Source organism: Enterobacter chinensis, assembly GCF_034008295.1.
GTDB classification, from domain to species: domain Bacteria; phylum Pseudomonadota; class Gammaproteobacteria; order Enterobacterales; family Enterobacteriaceae; genus Enterobacter; species Enterobacter chinensis.
Window position 1 is genome coordinate 507,215 of the sequence record NZ_JARDVI010000002.1, and the last position, 19,162, is coordinate 526,376.

The window sequence follows — 19,162 nt, forward strand, 5'->3', positions numbered from 1 at the left end:
TCAAGGCTTAACGGCATCGGCGTTATTCCTAATTATCCACCCTTTTTTCGGGAATATTCTTAATAAAATCTGACAACATGTCCGAATAATCACATTAAGAGTGCGCCTTTTATCGTTTAACCTTCTTTATCAACAACATGCAAAATCACACAAAACATTAACAATTTGTTATCATTATAAGGACATATCGTGCTATTTCTGACGGTCAAGATCCTCATGACATAAATGTATGGGTTATGGCAAAAACACGATTGTTCTGTTCTCTAGTCGTCTGTTTATTGATTTTAATCAGCAAGAACAGCCCATTTATTGGGCACATTTCATCCTTCTTTTTTTATTGATTTTTTGTGCTCCAGTGCAGCAAAGATACAGGGGAAATCATGCTTACGTTAATCGAACTCCTTATTGGAGTCGTCGTCATTGTCGGTGTCGCACGCTACATCATTAAAGGCTACTCGGCCACGGGCGTATTATTTGTTGGCGGGTTAACACTGCTGATTATCAGCGCAATAATGGGGCATCAGGTATTACCTGCCAGCGCAACCAGCACGGGTTACACCGCAACTGATATTGTTGAATACATTAAAATATTGCTCATGAGCCGCGGTGGTGACCTGGGTATGATGATCATGATGCTGTGCGGTTTTGCGGCCTACATGACCCATATCGGCGCCAATGACATGGTGGTTAAACTTGCCTCGAAACCCCTGCAGTACATCAACTCGCCGTATCTGCTGATGGTCGCCGCCTATTTCCTCGCCTGCCTGATGTCGCTGGCCGTGTCGTCAGCAACCGGACTTGGCGTACTGCTCATGGCCACGCTGTTCCCGGTCATGGTGAACGTCGGTATCAGCCGCGGTGCGGCAGCGGCAATTTGCGCGTCTCCGGCAGCCATTATTCTCTCCCCGACCTCTGGCGACGTTGTGCTGGCAGCAAAGGCTGCGGAGATGTCCCTCATTGACTTCGCCTTTAAAACCACGTTGCCGATCTCGATTGTTGCCATTGTCGGAATGGGTATCGCGCATTTCTTCTGGCAGCGCTATCTCGATAAGAAAGAAAACATCAGCCATGAAATGATGGATGTGAGTGAAATCACTACGACGGCTCCCGCGTTTTACGCCATTCTGCCGTTCACGCCGATTATCGGGGTGCTGATTTTTGACGGGAAATGGGGTCCACAGCTGCACATCATCACCATTCTGGTCATCTGTATGCTGCTGGCCGCCGTACTGGAATTTGTGCGCGGCTTTAACACGCAAAAAGTGTTTACGGGTCTGGAAGTGGCGTATCGCGGTATGGCGGATGCCTTCGCTGGCGTGGTTATGCTGCTGGTGGCAGCAGGCGTCTTTGCTCAGGGTTTGAGTACGATCGGCTTTATCCAGAGCCTCATCTCCATTGCCACCTCGTTCGGCTCGGCCAGTATTATCCTGATGCTGGTTCTGGTAGTGCTCACCATGCTGGCGGCCATGACCACCGGCTCCGGTAACGCGCCGTTCTACGCATTCGTTGAGATGATCCCAAAACTGGCCCACTCCTCCGGTATTAACCCGGCATATCTCTCCATTCCCATGCTGCAGGCCTCAAACCTGGGTCGTACCATTTCGCCGGTATCGGGTGTCGTCGTCGCCGTTGCCGGGATGGCGAAAATCTCGCCATTTGAAGTGGTAAAACGCACCTCAGTGCCCGTTCTTGTGGGGCTGATTATCGTGATTATCGCCACGGAAGTGCTGGTTCCCGGCGCAGCCTAAGCTAAATTACTGATATCCAAAAAGCGCCTGCGGGCGCTTTTTGTGCTTTAATAACTTCCAGAAATTAATCGTGTTCATTCGATCAGGAAATCATATGTTCAGGAAGGATATCGTTATCCCATCTGGCGCAATGGCGCTTGCCCTCTGTGTCTTCTCCACGCAGGCCGAACCGCTCAAGGCAACGCAGTATGGCGATTTCGATCGCTATGTGCTGGCTCTGTCCTGGCAAACCGGGTTTTGTCAAAGCATGGTTGAGCGCAACCGCAATGAACCTGACGAGTGTCGCCTGCAAAAAGAGGCCGAAAATAAAACCGATTTTCTGACCGTGCACGGATTATGGCCAGGCCTGCCGAAATCTATTGCCGCACGCGGCGTGGATGAACGTCGCTGGATGCGCTTTGGCTGTGCCACGCGTCCGATCCCGAACATGCCGGAAGTGAAGGCCAGCCGCAAATGTGCCGCCGCCGAAACCGGACTGTCGCTTTCCGGTGCCGCAAAGCTCAACAGCGTTATGCCTGGCGCGGGCGGTAATTCCTGCCTGGAACGTTACGAATATGCCAAACATGGCGTCTGCTTTGGTTTTGATCCCGATGCCTATTTCGGCACCATGGTGCGGATGAATCAGGAAGTTAAAAACAGCGCGATCGGTAAATTCCTCGCCGATAACTATGGGAAAACCGTCAGTCGTAGTGACTTTGACAGTGCCGTTGCCAAAACCTGGGGCAGGGAAAATGTCAAAGCGTTCAAGCTGACCTGCAACGGCAATCCGGCTTATCTGACCGAGATGCAAATTTCGCTGAAGGCAGACACCATTAATAATCCGCTTTCAGCAACGTCGTTTGCACCGCAGCCACATCCGGGTAACTGCGGAAAACAATTCGTGATTGATAAAGCCGGTTACTGACTCACTGTCGGACGTACCATGTCAAACCGGTTTTCGTCGCTGATGCCGTAGTAAGCCGTCGGCCCACCCGCACGCAGGATGGGCTGCGCTTTAGCCGTCTGGTATATCCCCTCTTCCAGCAGCGTTTCGGCAATATGGATACCGACCACTTCCCCCATCACCAGCCACGTATCCACCGGCGTACCGTCGGCTCCGGTAAGCTGAATGCACTGCGACAGGCGGCACTCAAAATTCACCGGACTTTCTGCGACACGGGGCGCCTTAACCAGCTGGCTGGCCGCTGGCGTTAGCCCGGCAAAGCTAAATTCATCCCGGTCGTGGGGAAGCATTGCAGAGGTTTGGTTCATGGCTTGTGCGAGATCGCGCGTCGCCAGGTTCCAGACAAACTCTTTTGTTTCGGTAATATTACGCACGCTGTCCTTCCAGCCGTTACTGGAAAAACCGATGATCGGCGGACGATAGTTAAAGCAGTTAAAGAAGCTATAAGGTGCGAGATTCAGCTGACCGGCGTTATCGCATGAGGAGATCCAGCCGATCGGGCGTGGACCAATAATGGCGTTCAGCGGGTCATGCGGCAGGCCGTGTCCCTGAGACGGTTGGTAGAAGTACATAGTTCTCTCTCGTTGGTGGGCAACGCCCTGGTTCAGGATCTCAGCGTAACGCAATCCGCCCGGAATGATGACTGAATAAATTTCAGCGAAAATTCATATGGACCATGAATGTGACCTTCATCACTTCAAACTTGCGCGCTCAGCCAGTATCATCGGGAGAGTTAAACCCTCGCTGCCAGACGGCGAGGGTTTTCTTTTGGATTGGTTTCTGCGTGACACGCAGCATTAACGACATGGAGTAAAAATGTCCAGACCTACAATTATCATCAATGAGCTCGACGCAGAACGTATCGACAGGCTGCTGGAAAAAGCAGAATTTGCCTCACTTCCGGTGGCCGACGCCCTGAATGAAGAGCTTGACCGGGCGCAGATGTGCACCCCTGAGTCGATGCCGCATGACGTGGTCACCATGAACAGCCAGGTAAAATTCCGCAACCTGACCACCGGCGAAGAGCTGACCCGTACACTGGTTTACCCGTCGCAGATGACTGACAGCAGCGCACAGCTTTCTGTCCTTGCTCCTGTGGGTGCCGCACTGCTGGGGCTGCGCACGGGTGATACCATCCACTGGGAATTGCCGGGCGGCGCCTCTGCCCATCTGGAAGTGCTGGCGTTGCTTTATCAGCCAGAAGCCGCGGGTGATTACCTGCGTTAACCTCTTCTGAACAAGCGCCCACCCGCTTTGCACAGAGGATGCTGCCGCATCCTCTTTCCGCAAATTCACCCCATTTTCCTATATCGCGCGAAAAGACCTTAATCCACGCTTAATCTGTTTTGGTGCCGCGGGGACGGTCATGAGTGAGATACTGGCTATCACACTTATTTTTCTGATTTTTGTGGCGATTATCGTCACGGCCGTGATCTACCTTGAACGCCACTGGTGAGTGCGCATCCTCACCCCTTCCTGGAAAAGCTTTGCGGGAAAAGCGCTCTTTTGAGATTTATCCTGGCGAGACAGGAAAACTGCCGGGGAGCTTACAGAAACCATTTATATTTTGTGGTTGAATGAGTTCAGCGTTTATAAACAAGGAGAAACGGGTATGTATCAGAGAATCATTATGCCGGTTGATGTTTTTGAGATGGAGCTGAGCGACAAGGCCGTACGCCATGCGGAGTTCCTGGCGCAACAGGACGGTGTCATCCATCTTTTGCACGTCCTGCCGGGTTCCGCCAGCCTGAGCCTTCACCGCTTTGCAGCCGATGTGCGTCGCTTCGAGGAGCACTTGCAGCACGAAGCGGAAACTCGCCTGCAAACCATGGTCAGCCATTTCAGCATCGACCCTTCACGCATCAAAACGCACGTCAGATTTGGCAGCGTACGCGATGCGGTAAACGAACTGGCGAACGAGCTGAAAGCAGACGTGGTGGTCATCGGTTCGCGCAACCCTTCCATTACTACGCATCTGCTGGGGTCTAACGCCTCCAGCGTCATCCGCCACACCCACATACCGGTGATGGTCGTAAGATAAAAAAAGAGGCCACCTTACGGTGGCCTCTTGCTATTGCAGATGTCGTCTTACTTTCTTTTATTATGCGGTTTTGGTGCGAATCAGGTAGTCAAACGAACTCAGAGACGCCTTCGCACCTTCGCCGGTGGCAATGATGATCTGTTTGTACGGCACGGTGGTACAGTCGCCGGCCGCAAACACGCCCTTCACGCTGGTTTCGCATTTCGCATCGATGATGATCTCGCCCATGCGGTTGCGCTCAATCGCCCCTTCCAGCCAGGTGGTGTTTGGCAGCAGACCAATCTGCACGAAAATCCCCGAAAGCTGAACGCTGTGAACGTCGCCACTCACGCGGTCGCGGTATTCCAGACCCGTCACTTTGCTGCCGTCGCCCTTCACTTCCGTGGTCTGCGCGTTCAGCACGATATCGACGTTTTTCAAGCTGCGCACTTTATCCTGCAGAACCTGGTCGGCTTTCATTTCTGGAGCGAACTCCAGCAGAGTGACGTGTTCAACGATGCCCGCGAGGTCGATAGCCGCTTCCACGCCGGAGTTACCGCCGCCAATCACCGCCACGCGTTTACCTTTGAACAGCGGGCCGTCGCAGTGCGGACAGTAGGTCACGCCTTTGGTGCGATATTGATCTTCACCCGGGACGTTCATGTTGCGCCATTTCGCGCCGGTGGCAATGATAATGCTGCGCGCTTTCAGCACCGCGCCGGAGGCGGTTTCAATCTGGTGTAAACCACCCTCAACCGCAGCCGGAACCAGCTTGCTGGCGCTCTGGCTGTCGATCACGTCCACGTCGTAGTCGCTGACGTGCGCTTTCAGTGCGCCAGCCAGTTTCTGACCTTCCGTTTTCGGTACAGAGATGTAGTTTTCGATGTCCACGGTATCCAGCACCTGGCCACCAAAGCGTTCGCCCATCAGGCCGGTACGGATACCTTTACGCGCGGAGTAAACTGCCGCCGCCGCACCCGCAGGGCCGGAACCGACAATCAGGACATCATACGCATCACGTTTGTTCAGCTCTTCTGCCGCACGTTTTTCAGCGCCGGTGTCCACTTTGGCCACGATTTCCGTCAGGGTCATACGGCCCTGGCCAAACTCTTTGCCGTTCATGTAGACCGCCGGAACGCCCATCACGTTGCGATCGGTGATTTCATTCTGGAAGGTGCCACCGTCAATCGCCGTGTGCTTGATACGCGGGTTCAGAACCGACATCAGGTTCAGCGCCTGCACCACGTCCGGGCAGTTGTGGCAGGAGAGTGAATAATAGGTCTCAAACTCAAAATCGCCGTCGATATCGCGGATCTGCTCCAGCAGCGCCTGCGCCTCTTTTGACGGGTGACCGCCGGTCCACAGCAGCGCCAGCACCAGCGACGTAAATTCATGCCCCAGCGGAGAACCGGCAAAGCGCGGTCCCTGGTCAGAGCCTGGGTTAGTTATCAGGAAAGAAGGCTTACGAACTGCCAGCGTATTATCTTCTTTGAAAGTCACTTTCGGTGACAGTTCAGCGATCTCTGCCAGCAGCTCCTTGATTTCTGCCGATTTCGCGCTGTCGTCCAGCGTGGCAATCAGCTCAACAGGTTTGGTCAGTTTCTCAAGGTAGGCCTTGAGCTGGGTTTTCATCGTAGTGTCGAGCATTGTTCTTCCCTCTCTTAAAACGTCATCATGCAAGCTGCCTTTTACGGGCGGCCTGAATGCAACTTGCATCATGGTGCTGGAATGAAATGGGCGCGGGGGGCGCCCATTGATTGCCGGGTGGCACTTCGTTTACCCGGCCTACGATACTGTAGGCCTGTGCAAGCGCAGCGCCGCCAGGCTTTACAGACTTAGATCTTGCCGACCAGGTCTAAAGATGGAGCGAGAGTCGCTTCGCCTTCTTTCCATTTTGCCGGGCACACTTCGCCTGGGTGAGAAGCCACATACTGAGCCGCTTTCACTTTACGCAGCAGGTCAGAAGCATCACGGCCGATACCTTCAGCGGTAACTTCGATAGCCTGGATAATGCCCTGCGGGTCAACGACGAAGGTCGCGCGGTCTGCCAGGCCTTCATCTTCACGCATGTTGTCGAAGTTACGGGTCAGGGCGCCAGTCGGGTCACCGATCATCGCGTATTTAATTTTGGCGATGGTTTCAGAGCTGCTGTGCCATGCTTTGTGCGTGAAGTGGGTATCGGTAGACACAGAGTAAACGTCTACGCCCAGCTTCTGCAGTTCGTCGTAATGGTCTGCCACGTCACCCAGTTCAGTCGGGCAAACGAAGGTAAAGTCAGCAGGATAGAAGAAGAACACGCTCCAGCGGCCTTCAGTATCTTTCTCAGTGACTTCGATGAACTCACCGTTTTTGAACGCCTGGTTTTTGAAAGGTTTAATTTTGGTATTAATCAAAGACATCTGTACTTCCTCCGTGTTTTCGTTGAGATGTAAGGTAACCAACTTTGTTCATCGGGGCTAATGCGTATGCTTTATCAAATCAATCAGCCAAACCTAACAACCCGAACAAGACACCGTTGTGAACCGAATAAACAAAAGCCCGAAAGTAAAAAGGCCGCCCTGGTGGGCGGCCCTGATACCTGAACTTTCCACAGGAACTTTCAGTGCCGGTAATACTACCGGCGTTGCGTTGCGCTCTACATACCTTTATATCAAGGTCGTAACAGCCCACTGATTACAACACCCGTACTGACGCAGGGCAATGGATGCAAGGGGTAATCTTATCTATGGCTGTGATAGGTTTTACCAAACGGTGCAGGTGGCATCATCGTCATCGCAACCGGGCATTAAAAATAGAAATGCGTGATAATTCCTTGTCGATATATAAATTAAACTATTTTTATTCAATTTTATTTTCTCTTTTAAAGATAAAAATACCTTAAGCATTATTGAAGCTCTATTTCATTAATCTACGTTCGTGATATATTAAGCTGGTTTTCAATAACAATTAAGTTAGTTAACTATCATGGATGGTAAATAGTTAACTTAGTTCTATAGTTATCAGTGATGTGATAACGCACCGCAGCGCACTCAGGATGAAACATGGCAAATCTTTACGACCTCAAAAAATTCGATCTCAACCTGCTGGTCATTTTCGAATGTATCTACCAGCACCTGAGCATCAGTAAGGCAGCAGAAACGCTCTACATTACACCGTCGGCGGTCAGTCAATCTCTGCAGCGGCTGCGCAACCAGCTCAGCGATCCTCTCTTTATACGTTCGGGAAAAGGCATTACCCCCACCACGGTGGGCGTCAATCTTCACCATCATCTTGAGCAAAACCTCAATCAACTTGAGCAGACGATTAACATCATGAATGCGTCTGCGCTACAAAAGAATTTTGTCGTTTATAGTCCTCAGATCCTGACAACGGATAATTTGCTTTCCCCGCTTAAGCTATTGATGAGAAATCATAATTATCAGATAGAACTTCACGATATGCTGCTGACGGCTGATTCCGCAGAAGACCTGCTGGCGTACCGTAAAGCGGATCTGATTTTCTCTATGGCGGCGGTTAACAACCGTTCAATGGTGTGTGTCCCTTATGCAACCTATTCCATGCTGCTGGTGTGCAGTCAGGATCATCCGCGCATGAAAGAGGTGGCCACGATGGAAGAGCTGCAGGAGGAGAAATTTACGATATTCCTCAGCGATGAACCCGGCGTGAAGAACTACCAGTCCATGGCGGCAAAAGTGCACGCAGAAAAAAACATCGGTTTTCGCTGTGACTCCATATTCACCCTTCTCGCGATGATCAGCGCCTCACATTTAATCGGCTATGTGCCAGAAGTCCTGTATGAAAAATACAAAGACGTACTGAGATTAAAAAAAATAGATGCGCCTTTTACGCTTCCTCCTCTGGAGGTGTTTATGATTTATAACCGCTCAGCGCTTAACAGTTCGGTTTTCTCGACCTTTATTGAACAAATTGCAGAAAAATAAAGATAAAAGGCTGTGTTTCCCACAGCCTCCTTTTTTGTTAAAAGATAACTCTCATTTATAGATAATAAAAACATTTCTCTTTTTCATTTACCTGCTATTATTTTTCACTACTATTATCCTCTCGCCATTATTGACACCCATCCGGTATTTATATCCAGGGAGGAGTTTGGCTATGTCAATGTATAAGTATCCGCTTAATCAAAATGTCCTTGAGGCAGCGACAGAGCGCATTACCTGGGCTCTTGAGCATTTACCCAGGGTCTGTGTGTCGTTTTCTGGGGGAAAAGATTCCACCATCATGCTCCATTTAACGGCCCGGCAGGCCCGAAAAATGGGAAAGAAAATTCATTTACTCTTTATCGACTGGGAAGCACAGTTCACCTGCACTATTGAGCATGTGAATAACATGATCGCGCAATACGCTGATGTTATTGAGAAAAGCTGGTGGGTGGCCCTGCCGCTGACCACGCAAAACGCGCTCTCACAATTTCAGCCCGAATGGCAGTGCTGGGAGCCGGGCAAAAACTGGGTTCGTCAGCCCCCCATAGAGGCGGTGACCAACCCTGATTATTTTGACTTTTATCAGCCGGGCATGACGTTTGAAGCCTTTGTCCGCGCCTTTTCTGACTGGTTTGCCCAAAAGCGCCCTGCCGCGATGATGGTCGGCATTCGCGCCGATGAATCCTACAATCGTTTTTTGACTATCGCTAACGCGCGTAAACGACGCTTTGCCGATGACAAACCCTGGACCACCGTTGCCCCGGGCGGCCACGCCTGGTATGTCTATCCGCTTTACGACTGGAAAACCGCCGACATCTGGACATGGTTTGCCAAAACGGGCTCCAGCTATAACCCCTTGTACGACCTGATGTTTCAGGCAGGCGTGCCACCGCGCTATATGCGCATCTGCGAACCTTTTGGCCCGGAACAGCGACAGGGATTGTGGCTTTATCACGTTGTCGAGCCGGACCGCTGGGCCGCGATGTGCGAACGCGCCAGCGGCGTGCGCAGCGGCGGCATTTACGCGGGCCAGGACAATCACTTTTATGGCCACCGTAAAATCCTTAAACCCGACACGCTCAGCTGGCGCGAATACGCCATGCTGCTGCTCGACAGCATGCCGCAAACCACGGCGGAACATTACCGCAATAAAATCGCGATTTATTTGCACTGGTATCAGAAGAGAGGCATGGCCGATATTCCCGACACCCAGGAGGGCGATATCGGGGCAAAAGATATTCCGTCCTGGCGACGCGTATCCAAGGTATTACTCAATAATGACTACTGGTGTCGTGCCCTTTCATTCAGTCCTAACAAACCAAAGCACTATCAACGTTACAGCGAACGGATAAAGTCAAAACGCAAGGAATGGGGGATCTTATGCAGCAACGATTGATAAACGAAATGGCGCGCTATCTTCAGTCTCTACCCGAAGACCAACGCATTGAAGCCATCAACGCCCTTCGCCAGGCCATCCATGAAAATAGCCCTTTTCGCGAGCAGCCTGTCGACTGCGTGCTGTGGATCAAACAGGACGAGATTACTGCTAACGATTACAACCCCAATAACGTCGCCCCGCCGGAAAAACGGTTGCTCTGTAAATCGCTGGAGATGGACGGCTTCACCCAGCCCATCGTGGTGACGGAAAACGACGCTCAGCATTATGAAATCGTCGACGGTTTTCATCGCCACGAAATTGGTTCAAACCGGGCGATATTAAAGCGCCAGTTGAAAGGCTACCTGCCGGTCACCTGCCTGCGTAAAGAGCGGCAGAAAAAGTTCGACCGGATTGCGGCGACCATCCGCCATAACCGGGCGCGAGGTCGACATCAGATTAATGCGATGTCCGAAATCGTCCGCGAGCTGGCTCAGCTTGGCTGGAATGACGAGAAAATCGGCAAGGAGCTGGGCATGGACAGCGACGAGGTCCTGCGCCTCAAGCAAATCAACGGTCTGCTGGAACTGTTCACAGACCGTCGTTACTCCGAAGCCTGGACGGTAAAATAATCAGAGCGCGTTAAGGCGCTCTGCCGCCGCCAGCAGCGTCGATTCCTGTTTCGCAAAGCAGAGGCGAATCAGCTTATGCGGGAAGGGATCGGCGCAAAAAACAGAGAGCGGTATCGCCGCAACGCCCACCTCTTTGGTCAACCACTGGCAGAAGCTGACGTCATCCAGATCGGAAATGGCGCTATAGTCCACCAGCAGGAAGTAGGTCCCCTCTGAAGGCAAGATCTCCAGACGGCTTTGACTCAGCGCAGACACAAACAGATCCCGTCGTTCACGGTAGAAATGCGGCAGCTCGCGATAGTGCCCGGGCTCCGCGCGCAGCATATCCGCCAGCGCCAGCTGGGCAGGCGTATTCACGGCAAACGTCAGGTACTGGTGCACTTTGCGCAGTTCAGCGCTGATGGCAGCCGGCGCTACGGCGTAACCCACTTTCCAGCCGGTCATATGATAGGTTTTACCAAATGACGACACGGCGATAGCCCGCTCGCGAAGCTGCGGATGGGCCAGCACGCTGGCGTGCCCATCCTTTGCAAAGCAGATATGCTCGTACACTTCGTCGCTCAGGACATAAATTTCACGTTCAGCAATAGCCTGCCACAGCGCGGCGAAATCGGCTTTCTGCCACACCGTAGCGGACGGGTTGTGCGGGGTATTCAGAATCACCAGACGGGTTTTGTCACTCAGCAGTGCGGCGAACGCCTGCCAGTCAGGACGGAAATGCGGTGGCTGTAACGCCACGCGTTTCACCACGCCGCCGGAAAGTTCAACCGCAGGCGCATAGCTGTCGTAGCTCGGGTCAAAGCAGATGACCTCATCACCCGCGCGCACCAGCGCAGTAATGGCCGCATACAGCGCTTCGGTTGCCCCTGCCGTCACCGTAATGTCGGTGTTCGCATCGGGCTTATAGCCATACAGCTCCGCCGTTTTGTCCGCAATGGCTTCCCGCAGCGCCAGCACGCCGGTCATCGGTGCGTACTGATTCGCCCCCTGCGCAACGTGGTACGCCAGGCGCTCCTGCAAATATGACGGTCCGTCAAAATCCGGGAACCCCTGCGAGAGGTTTATCGCATTGTGCTGCTGCGCCAGGGCGCTCATCTGCGTAAAGATAGTCGTACCGAGGTTGGGAAGTTTACTCTGCGGAATCAATGCGTTATTACTCATTGTGTTGTGCCTGCTTGTAATACTTATGTTGCTGCCACTATAACACGATGTTAGTCTTTGGCAATCAAGACGCTTAGACGTCTAAACCATATCAATATTCCTGGCCGAGAGGGTAAAAGGAAAATGACAGACAACCTGCAACTCACGCATCTGGTCGACGCCTGCCGCTGGATTGGCGCCAAAGGCTGGGCCCCCGCCACCGGCGGCAACATGTCGGTACGTCAGGATGAACACCTCTGCTGGCTCAGCGAATCCGGTAAAGACAAAGGCAGCCTGACAACGAAGGATTTTCTGCAGGTGGAGATCGCCACCAACCGTGCACCGTCTGGCCGCACGCCCTCGGCGGAGACCGGGCTACACACCCTCATTTATCGTCTGTTCCCGGAGGCCAATGCCGTCCTGCACGTTCACACGGTGAACGCGACGGTGCTGTCACGTCTGGTGAAAGAGGCTGAACTGAACATCAGCGGCTTCGAGATGCAAAAATCCCTCACCGGGCAGACCACGCATCAGGATACGGTGGCTATCCCGGTGTTTGATAACGACCAGGATATCGACGCCCTCGCCTCGCGAATCGCCCATTACGCCCAGGAACGCCCGCTTAATTATGGTTTTCTTCTGCGCGGTCATGGCTTAACCTGCTGGGGACGCAATGTGGCCGAAGCCCGCCGTCATCTGGAAGGACTAGAATTCTTATTTGAATGCGAAATGCGTTTACGACAACTGGAGAGAGTATGATTCGCGCGATTGTGACGGATATTGAAGGGACCACCAGCGATATTCGTTTTGTCCATGACGTTTTGTTCCCCTACGCGCGTGAGCGACTGGCGGCTTTTGTTACCGCCCAGCAGTACGCCGAGCCGGTCAAATCCATTCTGGACAACCTGCGTGAAGAAATTAACGCTCCACACGCCAGCGTCAGCGACCTTATCAATACGCTGTTCACCTTTATGGATGAAGATCGTAAATCCACGGCGCTGAAGGCCCTTCAGGGAATTATCTGGCAGGACGGCTACGTGAACGGCGACTTTACCGGCCACCTCTACCCGGACGTGCTGCCAGCGCTGGAAAAATGGAAAGCGCAAGGCATTGATCTCTATGTTTATTCCTCTGGCTCCGTCGCTGCGCAGAAACTGTTATTTGGCTACAGCGACGAAGGTGATATTACTCATCTGTTCAGCGGCTATTTTGATACCCACATCGGCGCCAAGCGCGAGGTGCAGTCTTATCAGAACATTGCGGCACACACGGGCATTGCCCCGTCGCAGATCCTGTTCCTGTCGGATATTCATCAGGAGCTGGACGCGGCTGAACAGGCAGGTTTTCGCACCCTGCAGCTGATTCGCGGTGATGATGACGGCGCAAGCCACCACCATCAGATCCACCAGTTTGACGAGATTAACCCGGAGCAGATCCCTTCATGAGCGCATTGACTATTTATTCTGATAAAGACGCCAGTCAATACCAGTGGCACAGCACCAACGCCGCCGAAATCGCCCAACAGCTCAACGCCAAAGGCGTGCGGTTTGAACGCTGGGCGGCCGATCGCGATTTAGGCCAGGATCCTGCGCCAGAGGCGGTGATCGAAGCCTATCAGCATGCTATCGATAAACTGGTGGCGGAAAAAGGGTACCAGAGCTGGGACGTGATCAGCCTGCGCGCAGACAACCCGCAGAAAGAAGCGCTGCGCGCAAAATTCCTGAACGAGCACACCCACGGCGAAGATGAAGTGCGCTTTTTCGTGGAAGGCGCGGGATTGTTCTGCCTGCACATTGGCGATGAGGTGTATCAGGTCCTGTGCGAAAAAAACGACCTGATTTCCGTGCCGGCGGGCACGCCGCACTGGTTTGATATGGGCTCAGAGCCAAACTTTACGGCCATTCGTATTTTCGACAACCCGGAAGGCTGGGTGGCCCAGTTTACCGGTGATGCAATTGCGGATGCGTATCCCCGCTTGGCCTGATCCTTTCTCCCTCTCCCTGTGGGAGAGGGCTGGGGTGAGGGCATCAGCGCGCATTACCCCTTCAATCCCTTCACATACCCCACCAGCTGATCCAGCACAATGCCCCACCCTTCGTGAAAGCCCATCTGTTCATGCTGCTCGCGGATGTCCTTCGTTGGATGGCGCGCAATCGCCGTATAGCGAGTCTTCCCCTCCCCCACATCTTCCAGCAGTAAAATCGCCGTCATAAACGGCTTTTCGGCCGGTTTCCAGCCTTCGGTATAACCGTCGGTAAAGACCAGCTTTTTGCCGGGATCGATTTCAAGGAAGACACCGCGGTTATCCATCCGCTGACCGTCTACCTCAAAGACGGTGTTGAACCGCCCGCCCACGCGCAGGTCGAGGTCGCACTCGGTCACCTTATGGGGAGCAGGAATGAAAAAGTTTTTGATATGTTCCGGCGTGGTCCAGCACAGCCACAGCAGGTCGCGCGGTGCATCCACCACGCGCTCCAGTTTTAAGTCAGTTTCAGGATCGAGCGTCACGATGTTGTCCTCTCAGGGGAACCCCTTAAAGGATAGCCGGACTCAGGCGAATTTCCCGTTTGCCACCTCTTGCGGCGTGACCACGCCCGTATCCAGTACCCAGCCGCTAATTAGCGAGGCAGGCGTGACGTCAAAGGCCGGGTTATAGACCCGTGCGTTCTCCGGTGCCCATTGCACCGCGCCAAAGCTTCCCGCCACGCCCGTCACTTCACTGGCCGCACGCTGCTCAATCGGGATCGCGTCGCCGTTCGGGCAGTCCGGGTCGAGCGTGGTATGCGGCGCGGCGACGTAGAACGGAATGCCGTGGAATTTCGCCAGCACCGCCAGCGAGTAGGTTCCAATTTTATTCGCCACATCGCCGTTAGCGGCAATACGGTCTGCGCCCACCCATACGGCGTCGACCTGTCCTTTTGCCATCAGGCTGGCAGCCATGGAATCGGTGATGAGCTGATACGGAACGCCCAGCTCACCAAGTTCCCATGCGGTCAGCCTGCCCCCCTGCAGCAGCGGACGGGTTTCATCCACCCAGACGTTGCTGACGTTTCCTTCCTGATGCGCACGGGCAATAACGCCCAGCGCGGTACCAACACCCGCGGTTGCCAGCCCGCCGGTGTTGCAGTGGGTGAGCAGACGGCTGCCGGGTTTTACCAGCGCGCTACCGGCTTTCGCAATCGCGTCGCATAGCTGTTTATCTTCGTCAATCAGACGCAGCGCTTCTGCAGTCAGTGCCGGAACGAAATCTTCCTGCCACAGCGCCAGCTTCATGCGGTCGAGGTTGTTCATCAGGTTCACGGCCGTGGGGCGAGAGGCGCGCAGGGTGTCCAGCGCCACGGCCAGCTCGTCGCGGCTTTTACCGCTTTCCGCCAGCAGCGCCAGCAGCAGGCTTGCAGAGAGACCAATCAGCGGCGCGCCGCGCACCCGCAGGGCGTGAATATGCCCCACCAGCGCCTCTACGGTAGAGGCGTCCAGCCAGCGTTTCTCCTGCGGAAGGGCCTGCTGGTCGAGAATAAAGAGCTGGTTTTCCGTCACCCGCAGGCTGGTCGTCTGTAATGTCTGCATGTCGTTAATTCCCTGTTGCGTTGTTGTAGCACATTGTGTCAGGATGAAATCCAGATGTATAGACGTCTACATGTCTTTATTAGCAAACCCGTGAGGAACAGGCCATGTCGCAATACCGTACCTTTACCGCCCAGGACGCCGTGGAATATGCAAAGCAGTTCGGCGGCCTTGACGATCCTTCATCGCTGGTGGAGGCGCAGGAGGTGGGCGACGGTAACCTCAATCTGGTGTTTAAAATATTCGACAGCGCAGGCGTGAGCCGCATCATCGTCAAGCAGGCGCTGCCCTACGTGCGCTGCGTCGGCGAGTCCTGGCCGCTGACGCTGGACCGCGCCCGTCTTGAGGCGCAAACGCTGGTCGAACATTACCAGCACAGCCCGCAGCACACCGTGAAAATCCACCACTATGACCCGGAACTGGCGGTGATGGTGATGGAAGACCTCTCCAGCCATCGCATCTGGCGCGGCGAGCTTATCAACAACATTTACTACCCGCAGGCGGCGCAGCAGCTGGGCGAATACCTCGCTCACGCGCTGTTCCACACCAGCGATTTCTACCTGCACCCGCACGAGAAAAAAACGCAGGTGGCAAAATTCATCAACCCGGAGATGTGCGAGATCACCGAAGATCTGTTCTTTAACGATCCGTACCAGATCCACGAGCGCAACAGCTACCCGGCCGAGCTGGAAAACGATGTTGCCGCCCTGCGCGACGACGTCCAGCTGAAGATTGCCGTGGCCTCCCTGAAGCATCGCTTCTTCTCGCACGCCGAAGCACTCCTGCACGGCGATATTCACAGCGGTTCAATTTTCGTAGCCGACGGCAGCCTGAAGGCCATCGATGCCGAGTTCGGCTACGTCGGTCCGATTGGCTTTGACGTGGGCACCGCCATCGGCAACCTGTTGCTCAATTTCTGCGGCCTGCCGGGACATCTGGGCATTCGCGATGCTGCCGCCGCACGCGAGCAGCGCCTGACCGATATTCAGGAGCTCTGGAACACCTTCGCGGAACGCTTCCAGACGCTGGCAAACGAAAAAACGCGCGATACGGCGCTCAGCGCACCAGGCTACGCCTCCGCGTTTCTGAAAAAGGTCTGGCACGATGCTATCGGCTTCTGCGGTACCGAGCTGATTCGCCGCAGCGTGGGGCTTTCTCACGTGGCGGATATCGACACCATTCAGGACGACGCCATGCGCCACGAATGCCTGCGCCACGCCATTACGCTCGGCAAGGCGCTGATTGTTATTGCCGACCGTATCGACAGCGCGGAAGAGCTGGTGGCAAGGGTGCGTCAGTACAGCTGAGTGCCGGCTTTGTGCCCGGTGGTGCTGCGCTTACCGGGCCTACGATTCGAATGTAGGCCGGGTAAGGCGAAGCCGCCACCCGGCAAAAACTCACCCCAGATACTCAATCACCGACAACCCGCCGTTATAATCCGTGCTGTAAATAATTCCCTGCGCATCCACAAACACATCGCACGACTGGATTACCTGCGGGCGATTCGGCCGGGTATCCATCATCTTCTCCGGCGCGGCGGGCACCAGCGCACCGGTTTCAACCGGGCGATACGGATTGGAAATATCGTACGCCCGCACGCCTGCATTCTGGTACGTGGCAAAAATCAGCGTTGAGCTGACAAAGCTCCCCGGCCGGTTTTCATGCAGGTTATGCGGCCCAAAGTGCGCGCCTTTCGCCACGTAGTCGATTTCATCCGGCTGCGGGAAGGTAGAGATGCTCACCGGGTTCGCCGGCTCGCGAATATCAAACAGCCAGATCAGCTTTTCACCGTCTTCCTGATTGTCGAGCACCGCTTCGTCGAGCACTACCAGCAGGGAGCGGTCCGGCAGCGGCAGCGCGGTGTGCGTCCCACCGCCAAACGGCGGGCTCCAGTTGCGATGGCTAATCAGCTTCGGCTGCGTGCGGTCTTTCACGTCCAGCAGCGTCAGCCCGCCGTCGCGCCAACTGCCGTACGCCGTATCGCCGGCGATAATCGCGTGGTGCAGCGCGTGGCGTTTCCCTTCCGGCCAGTCCGGCTGCTCGCCCTCGGCCTGGTTCATGCCCGGCAGCCACCACCGCCCTGCCACTTCAGGCTTGCGCGGATCGGCCAGATCGATGGTCAGGAAAATGTAGTCGGTAAAACCGTCGATCAGCGCCGAGACATACGCCCAGCGCCCGCCGACGTACCAGATGCGGTGAATGCCAATGCCGCTGAGTGACAGAAAGCCAATTTCGCGCGGTTTATCCGGCGTGGAGATATCAAATACCCGCAAGCCTGCGCTCCAGCCTTTACCCTGCACGTCGCTGACGGTCTCGCCCACCTGCCGGGTGTAGTAGACCTTCTCGTCGGCAAAACGCGCATCGGCAAACAGATCCCGGGCGTTGATCACCAGCAGCAGATCGTCATGCGCCTGGAGGTGCACGTTCCAGGTGCCGGGCGGCGCGGGCACATAGCCCACGGGTTTCGGGTTTTTCGGGTCGCGCACGTCCACAATGGAAAAGCCCTGCGACACCATATGGCCGATATAAGCAAAACCGCGGTGCACCATCAGCTGTACGCCGTCAGGGCGACCGCCCTGGTCGCTATGGCCAATCAGCCGCATATTGCGGCTGTATTCAGGGGTGGGTAACTGAGACACCTTATACTCCTTTCGCCCGGTGGCGCTGCGCTTACCAGGCCTACAGGTGCGAAATGTAGGCCGGGTAAGGCGCAGCCGCCACCCGGCTTGGTTTTATTTATTTTTCGCTTCCAGCGTCGCAAACCACGGGGCGATAAAATCTTCGGTCTGGCCCCAGCCCGGAATGATTTTCCCCAGCGACGCTACGTTCACCGCGCCCGGCTGGGCGGTCAGCAGCGCCTGCGGAATGGCCGCTGCTTTGAAATCGTAAGTCGCTGGCGTGGCTTCCCCGGCAATCTTGTTCGCCACCAGACGCACGTTGGTTGCACCTATCAGCTTTGGATCCACCGCCACGCTCACCTTCCACGGGCTGCCCGGCTCGCGCATCAGCTGCAGATCCTGGTTGGAGATGTCGATGCTGTAGAGTTTGATCTCGGTGCGGCCGTTCTCTTTCAGCGCCTTATAGGCCCCCTGGCTGAAGGCGTCCCAGGTGCCCCAGATGGCGTCAATTTTGCCTTTCGGGTATTTCGCCAGGATCGCCCCCACCTTGTTGGCGGTGTCACCCTGCACGTCAGACGAGACCGCGCCGATAGACTCCAGCTCTTTGATGTCCGGATACTGCTTTTGCAGCTCTTTATAGGCCGCCTGACGACGCTCCATCGGCGGGAAGCCGGCGACCCACAGCTTGACGATATTGGCTTTGCCGTTGAAATCTTTCGCCAGCTGGCCGAAGGAGAGATTCGTCAGGGAGGCATCGTCCTGCTGGGTAACGGTCACGCCCGGAATCTCGCCATTTACTGCGGTATCAAATACTGCAACTTTAATCCCGGCATCCACCGCCTTCTTCACCAGCGCGGTGGAGTACGGATCGCGCCCCTGAGAGAGAATAATCCCGTCATATTTCTGGCTGATCGCCTGGTTGACGAAGTCCTGGAATTTGGCATCGTCCCCGTTGCTTAAAAAGGTGCTGACCTTAAAGCCGAGCTTCTTCCCTTCCTGAATCGCCCCGGCAATAAACTGCGTGGTGTTGTCGTCGGAGCCAAGGTTACGGATCACCGCGATGCGGATCGGGCCGTCGTGGTTCGCAATGGCAGCCGGAAGCGGCGCGGGCGTGGCCGCAAAGCCTGGCAAAGAAGTGAGTAACCCAAGTGCCACCAAAGAGAGTGCAATCTTTTTCATTT

At 54.7% G+C, this 19,162-nt stretch carries 20 protein-coding genes; 12 read left to right on the plus strand and 8 right to left on the minus strand.

Going from position 1 to position 19,162, the window contains the following annotated elements; all coding sequences use genetic code 11:
• Nucleotides 1-380: 380 nt before the first annotated feature.
• On the plus strand, nucleotides 381-1,748 hold the full coding sequence (gene dcuC / locus PYW49_RS07380; RefSeq protein ID WP_059310813.1) for an anaerobic C4-dicarboxylate transporter DcuC: 1,368 nt from the start codon (nucleotides 381-383) through the stop codon (nucleotides 1,746-1,748).
• Nucleotides 1,749-1,842: 94 nt separating this feature from the next.
• Nucleotides 1,843-2,652 carry a ribonuclease I gene (rna, locus tag PYW49_RS07385; RefSeq protein ID WP_134348455.1) on the plus strand — a complete coding sequence of 270 codons (810 nt, stop codon included), beginning with the start codon at nucleotides 1,843-1,845 and terminating at the stop codon, nucleotides 2,650-2,652.
• On the opposite strand, the gene PYW49_RS07390 is transcribed toward rna, so the two are convergent.
• Entirely contained in the window at nucleotides 2,646-3,263 is a 618-nt protein-coding gene (locus PYW49_RS07390) for a flavin reductase family protein (RefSeq protein ID WP_320386091.1), read from the minus strand. The two genes, rna and PYW49_RS07390, sit on opposite strands and share 7 nt — an antisense overlap.
• Before the next feature lie 244 nt (nucleotides 3,264-3,507).
• Between PYW49_RS07390 and rnk the strand changes: the two genes are divergently transcribed.
• The 3 genes from rnk to uspG all read left to right on the plus strand — a co-directional run bounded on the left by rnk (nucleotide 3,508) and on the right by uspG (nucleotide 4,732).
• Nucleotides 3,508-3,918 (plus strand): nucleoside diphosphate kinase regulator, encoded by a 411-nt coding sequence (rnk, locus tag PYW49_RS07395; protein WP_032641735.1) that lies wholly within the window; start codon nucleotides 3,508-3,510, stop codon nucleotides 3,916-3,918.
• Nucleotides 3,919-4,057: 139 nt separating this feature from the next.
• Nucleotides 4,058-4,147 carry a small membrane protein YldA gene (gene yldA / locus PYW49_RS07400; RefSeq protein ID WP_286164258.1) on the plus strand — a complete coding sequence of 30 codons (90 nt, stop codon included), beginning with the start codon at nucleotides 4,058-4,060 and terminating at the stop codon, nucleotides 4,145-4,147.
• Nucleotides 4,148-4,303: 156 nt separating this feature from the next.
• Complete coding sequence (uspG, locus tag PYW49_RS07405; protein ID WP_023310731.1) at nucleotides 4,304-4,732, plus strand: universal stress protein UspG; 429 nt, start codon at nucleotides 4,304-4,306, stop codon at nucleotides 4,730-4,732.
• 60 nt (nucleotides 4,733-4,792) lie between these two features.
• Here uspG and ahpF read toward each other — a convergent pair whose 3' ends face one another.
• Complete coding sequence (ahpF, locus tag PYW49_RS07410; RefSeq protein WP_134348457.1) at nucleotides 4,793-6,358, minus strand: alkyl hydroperoxide reductase subunit F; 1,566 nt, start codon at nucleotides 6,356-6,358, stop codon at nucleotides 4,793-4,795.
• Between the two features lie 188 nt (nucleotides 6,359-6,546).
• On the minus strand, nucleotides 6,547-7,110 hold the full coding sequence (ahpC, locus tag PYW49_RS07415) for an alkyl hydroperoxide reductase subunit C (RefSeq protein WP_008501015.1): 564 nt from the start codon (nucleotides 7,108-7,110) through the stop codon (nucleotides 6,547-6,549).
• A 642-nt stretch (nucleotides 7,111-7,752) separates the two neighbouring features.
• Here ahpC and citR point away from each other — a divergent pair.
• From citR to PYW49_RS07430, 3 genes are all read left to right on the plus strand, one after another.
• Nucleotides 7,753-8,652 (plus strand): DNA-binding transcriptional repressor CitR, encoded by a 900-nt coding sequence (gene citR, locus PYW49_RS07420; RefSeq protein ID WP_320386092.1) that lies wholly within the window; start codon nucleotides 7,753-7,755, stop codon nucleotides 8,650-8,652.
• Between the two features lie 172 nt (nucleotides 8,653-8,824).
• The gene (locus PYW49_RS07425; RefSeq protein WP_320386093.1) at nucleotides 8,825-10,048 is read left to right on the plus strand and encodes a phosphoadenosine phosphosulfate reductase; all 1,224 of its coding nucleotides are present in this window, start codon (nucleotides 8,825-8,827) and stop codon (nucleotides 10,046-10,048) included.
• Nucleotides 10,033-10,659 carry an IbrB-like domain-containing protein gene (locus PYW49_RS07430; protein WP_320386094.1) on the plus strand — a complete coding sequence of 209 codons (627 nt, stop codon included), beginning with the start codon at nucleotides 10,033-10,035 and terminating at the stop codon, nucleotides 10,657-10,659. Before PYW49_RS07425 ends, PYW49_RS07430 begins: the two co-directional genes overlap by 16 nt.
• On the opposite strand, the gene PYW49_RS07435 is transcribed toward PYW49_RS07430, so the two are convergent.
• A complete protein-coding gene (locus PYW49_RS07435) occupies nucleotides 10,660-11,820 on the minus strand; it encodes a pyridoxal phosphate-dependent aminotransferase (RefSeq protein WP_134348461.1) in 1,161 nt (386 codons plus the stop codon). It lies immediately after the preceding gene.
• A 123-nt stretch (nucleotides 11,821-11,943) separates the two neighbouring features.
• Between PYW49_RS07435 and PYW49_RS07440 the strand changes: the two genes are divergently transcribed.
• The 3 genes from PYW49_RS07440 to PYW49_RS07450 are packed head-to-tail and all read left to right on the plus strand — an operon-like array spanning nucleotide 11,944 to nucleotide 13,783.
• Nucleotides 11,944-12,558, plus strand: coding sequence for a methylthioribulose 1-phosphate dehydratase (locus PYW49_RS07440; RefSeq protein ID WP_320386095.1), 615 nt, complete (start codon nucleotides 11,944-11,946; stop codon nucleotides 12,556-12,558).
• Nucleotides 12,555-13,244 carry an acireductone synthase gene (gene mtnC / locus PYW49_RS07445; protein ID WP_134348463.1) on the plus strand — a complete coding sequence of 230 codons (690 nt, stop codon included), beginning with the start codon at nucleotides 12,555-12,557 and terminating at the stop codon, nucleotides 13,242-13,244. Before PYW49_RS07440 ends, mtnC begins: the two co-directional genes overlap by 4 nt.
• On the plus strand, nucleotides 13,241-13,783 hold the full coding sequence (locus PYW49_RS07450; RefSeq protein WP_134348464.1) for a 1,2-dihydroxy-3-keto-5-methylthiopentene dioxygenase: 543 nt from the start codon (nucleotides 13,241-13,243) through the stop codon (nucleotides 13,781-13,783). The genes mtnC and PYW49_RS07450 overlap by 4 nt, the downstream gene beginning before the upstream one ends.
• Nucleotides 13,784-13,836: 53 nt before the next feature.
• Here the strand turns inward: PYW49_RS07450 and PYW49_RS07455 are convergent, their stop codons facing one another.
• Together PYW49_RS07455 and mtnA are read right to left on the minus strand one after the other, a co-directional pair.
• Nucleotides 13,837-14,307 carry an SRPBCC family protein gene (locus PYW49_RS07455; protein ID WP_134348465.1) on the minus strand — a complete coding sequence of 157 codons (471 nt, stop codon included), beginning with the start codon at nucleotides 14,305-14,307 and terminating at the stop codon, nucleotides 13,837-13,839.
• Between the two features lie 42 nt (nucleotides 14,308-14,349).
• Entirely contained in the window at nucleotides 14,350-15,366 is a 1,017-nt protein-coding gene (gene mtnA / locus PYW49_RS07460) for an S-methyl-5-thioribose-1-phosphate isomerase (RefSeq protein WP_134348466.1), read from the minus strand.
• A gap of 104 nt (nucleotides 15,367-15,470) precedes the next feature.
• Between mtnA and mtnK the strand changes: the two genes are divergently transcribed.
• Nucleotides 15,471-16,670, plus strand: a complete 1,200-nt coding sequence (mtnK, locus tag PYW49_RS07465; protein ID WP_320386096.1) for an S-methyl-5-thioribose kinase — start codon at nucleotides 15,471-15,473, stop codon at nucleotides 16,668-16,670.
• Nucleotides 16,671-16,760: 90 nt separating this feature from the next.
• Here the strand turns inward: mtnK and PYW49_RS07470 are convergent, their stop codons facing one another.
• Nucleotides 16,761-18,002: an LVIVD repeat-containing protein gene (locus PYW49_RS07470; protein WP_320386097.1), complete on the minus strand. Its 1,242-nt coding sequence runs from the start codon at nucleotides 18,000-18,002 to the stop codon at nucleotides 16,761-16,763.
• A gap of 93 nt (nucleotides 18,003-18,095) precedes the next feature.
• On the minus strand, nucleotides 18,096-19,160 hold the full coding sequence (locus PYW49_RS07475) for a sugar ABC transporter substrate-binding protein (protein ID WP_320386098.1): 1,065 nt from the start codon (nucleotides 19,158-19,160) through the stop codon (nucleotides 18,096-18,098).
• Nucleotides 19,161-19,162 lie beyond the last annotated feature (2 nt).

Coding starts and splice junctions, on each gene's coding strand:
- PYW49_RS07435 (WP_134348461.1), bottom strand. CDS start 11,820: ATGAGTAATAACGCATTGATTCCGCAGAGTAAACTTCCCAACCTCGGT.
- dcuC (WP_059310813.1), top strand. CDS start 381: ATGCTTACGTTAATCGAACTCCTTATTGGAGTCGTCGTCATTGTCGGT.
- PYW49_RS07450 (WP_134348464.1), top strand. CDS start 13,241: ATGAGCGCATTGACTATTTATTCTGATAAAGACGCCAGTCAATACCAG.
- yldA (WP_286164258.1), top strand. CDS start 4,058: ATGAGTGAGATACTGGCTATCACACTTATTTTTCTGATTTTTGTGGCG.
- PYW49_RS07440 (WP_320386095.1), top strand. CDS start 11,944: ATGACAGACAACCTGCAACTCACGCATCTGGTCGACGCCTGCCGCTGG.
- ahpF (WP_134348457.1), bottom strand. CDS start 6,358: ATGCTCGACACTACGATGAAAACCCAGCTCAAGGCCTACCTTGAGAAA.
- rnk (WP_032641735.1), top strand. CDS start 3,508: ATGTCCAGACCTACAATTATCATCAATGAGCTCGACGCAGAACGTATC.
- rna (WP_134348455.1), top strand. CDS start 1,843: ATGTTCAGGAAGGATATCGTTATCCCATCTGGCGCAATGGCGCTTGCC.
- PYW49_RS07475 (WP_320386098.1), bottom strand. CDS start 19,160: ATGAAAAAGATTGCACTCTCTTTGGTGGCACTTGGGTTACTCACTTCT.
- PYW49_RS07430 (WP_320386094.1), top strand. CDS start 10,033: ATGCAGCAACGATTGATAAACGAAATGGCGCGCTATCTTCAGTCTCTA.
- uspG (WP_023310731.1), top strand. CDS start 4,304: ATGTATCAGAGAATCATTATGCCGGTTGATGTTTTTGAGATGGAGCTG.
- mtnK (WP_320386096.1), top strand. CDS start 15,471: ATGTCGCAATACCGTACCTTTACCGCCCAGGACGCCGTGGAATATGCA.
- mtnC (WP_134348463.1), top strand. CDS start 12,555: ATGATTCGCGCGATTGTGACGGATATTGAAGGGACCACCAGCGATATT.
- ahpC (WP_008501015.1), bottom strand. CDS start 7,110: ATGTCTTTGATTAATACCAAAATTAAACCTTTCAAAAACCAGGCGTTC.
- PYW49_RS07390 (WP_320386091.1), bottom strand. CDS start 3,263: ATGTACTTCTACCAACCGTCTCAGGGACACGGCCTGCCGCATGACCCG.
- PYW49_RS07425 (WP_320386093.1), top strand. CDS start 8,825: ATGTCAATGTATAAGTATCCGCTTAATCAAAATGTCCTTGAGGCAGCG.
- citR (WP_320386092.1), top strand. CDS start 7,753: ATGGCAAATCTTTACGACCTCAAAAAATTCGATCTCAACCTGCTGGTC.
- mtnA (WP_134348466.1), bottom strand. CDS start 15,366: ATGCAGACATTACAGACGACCAGCCTGCGGGTGACGGAAAACCAGCTC.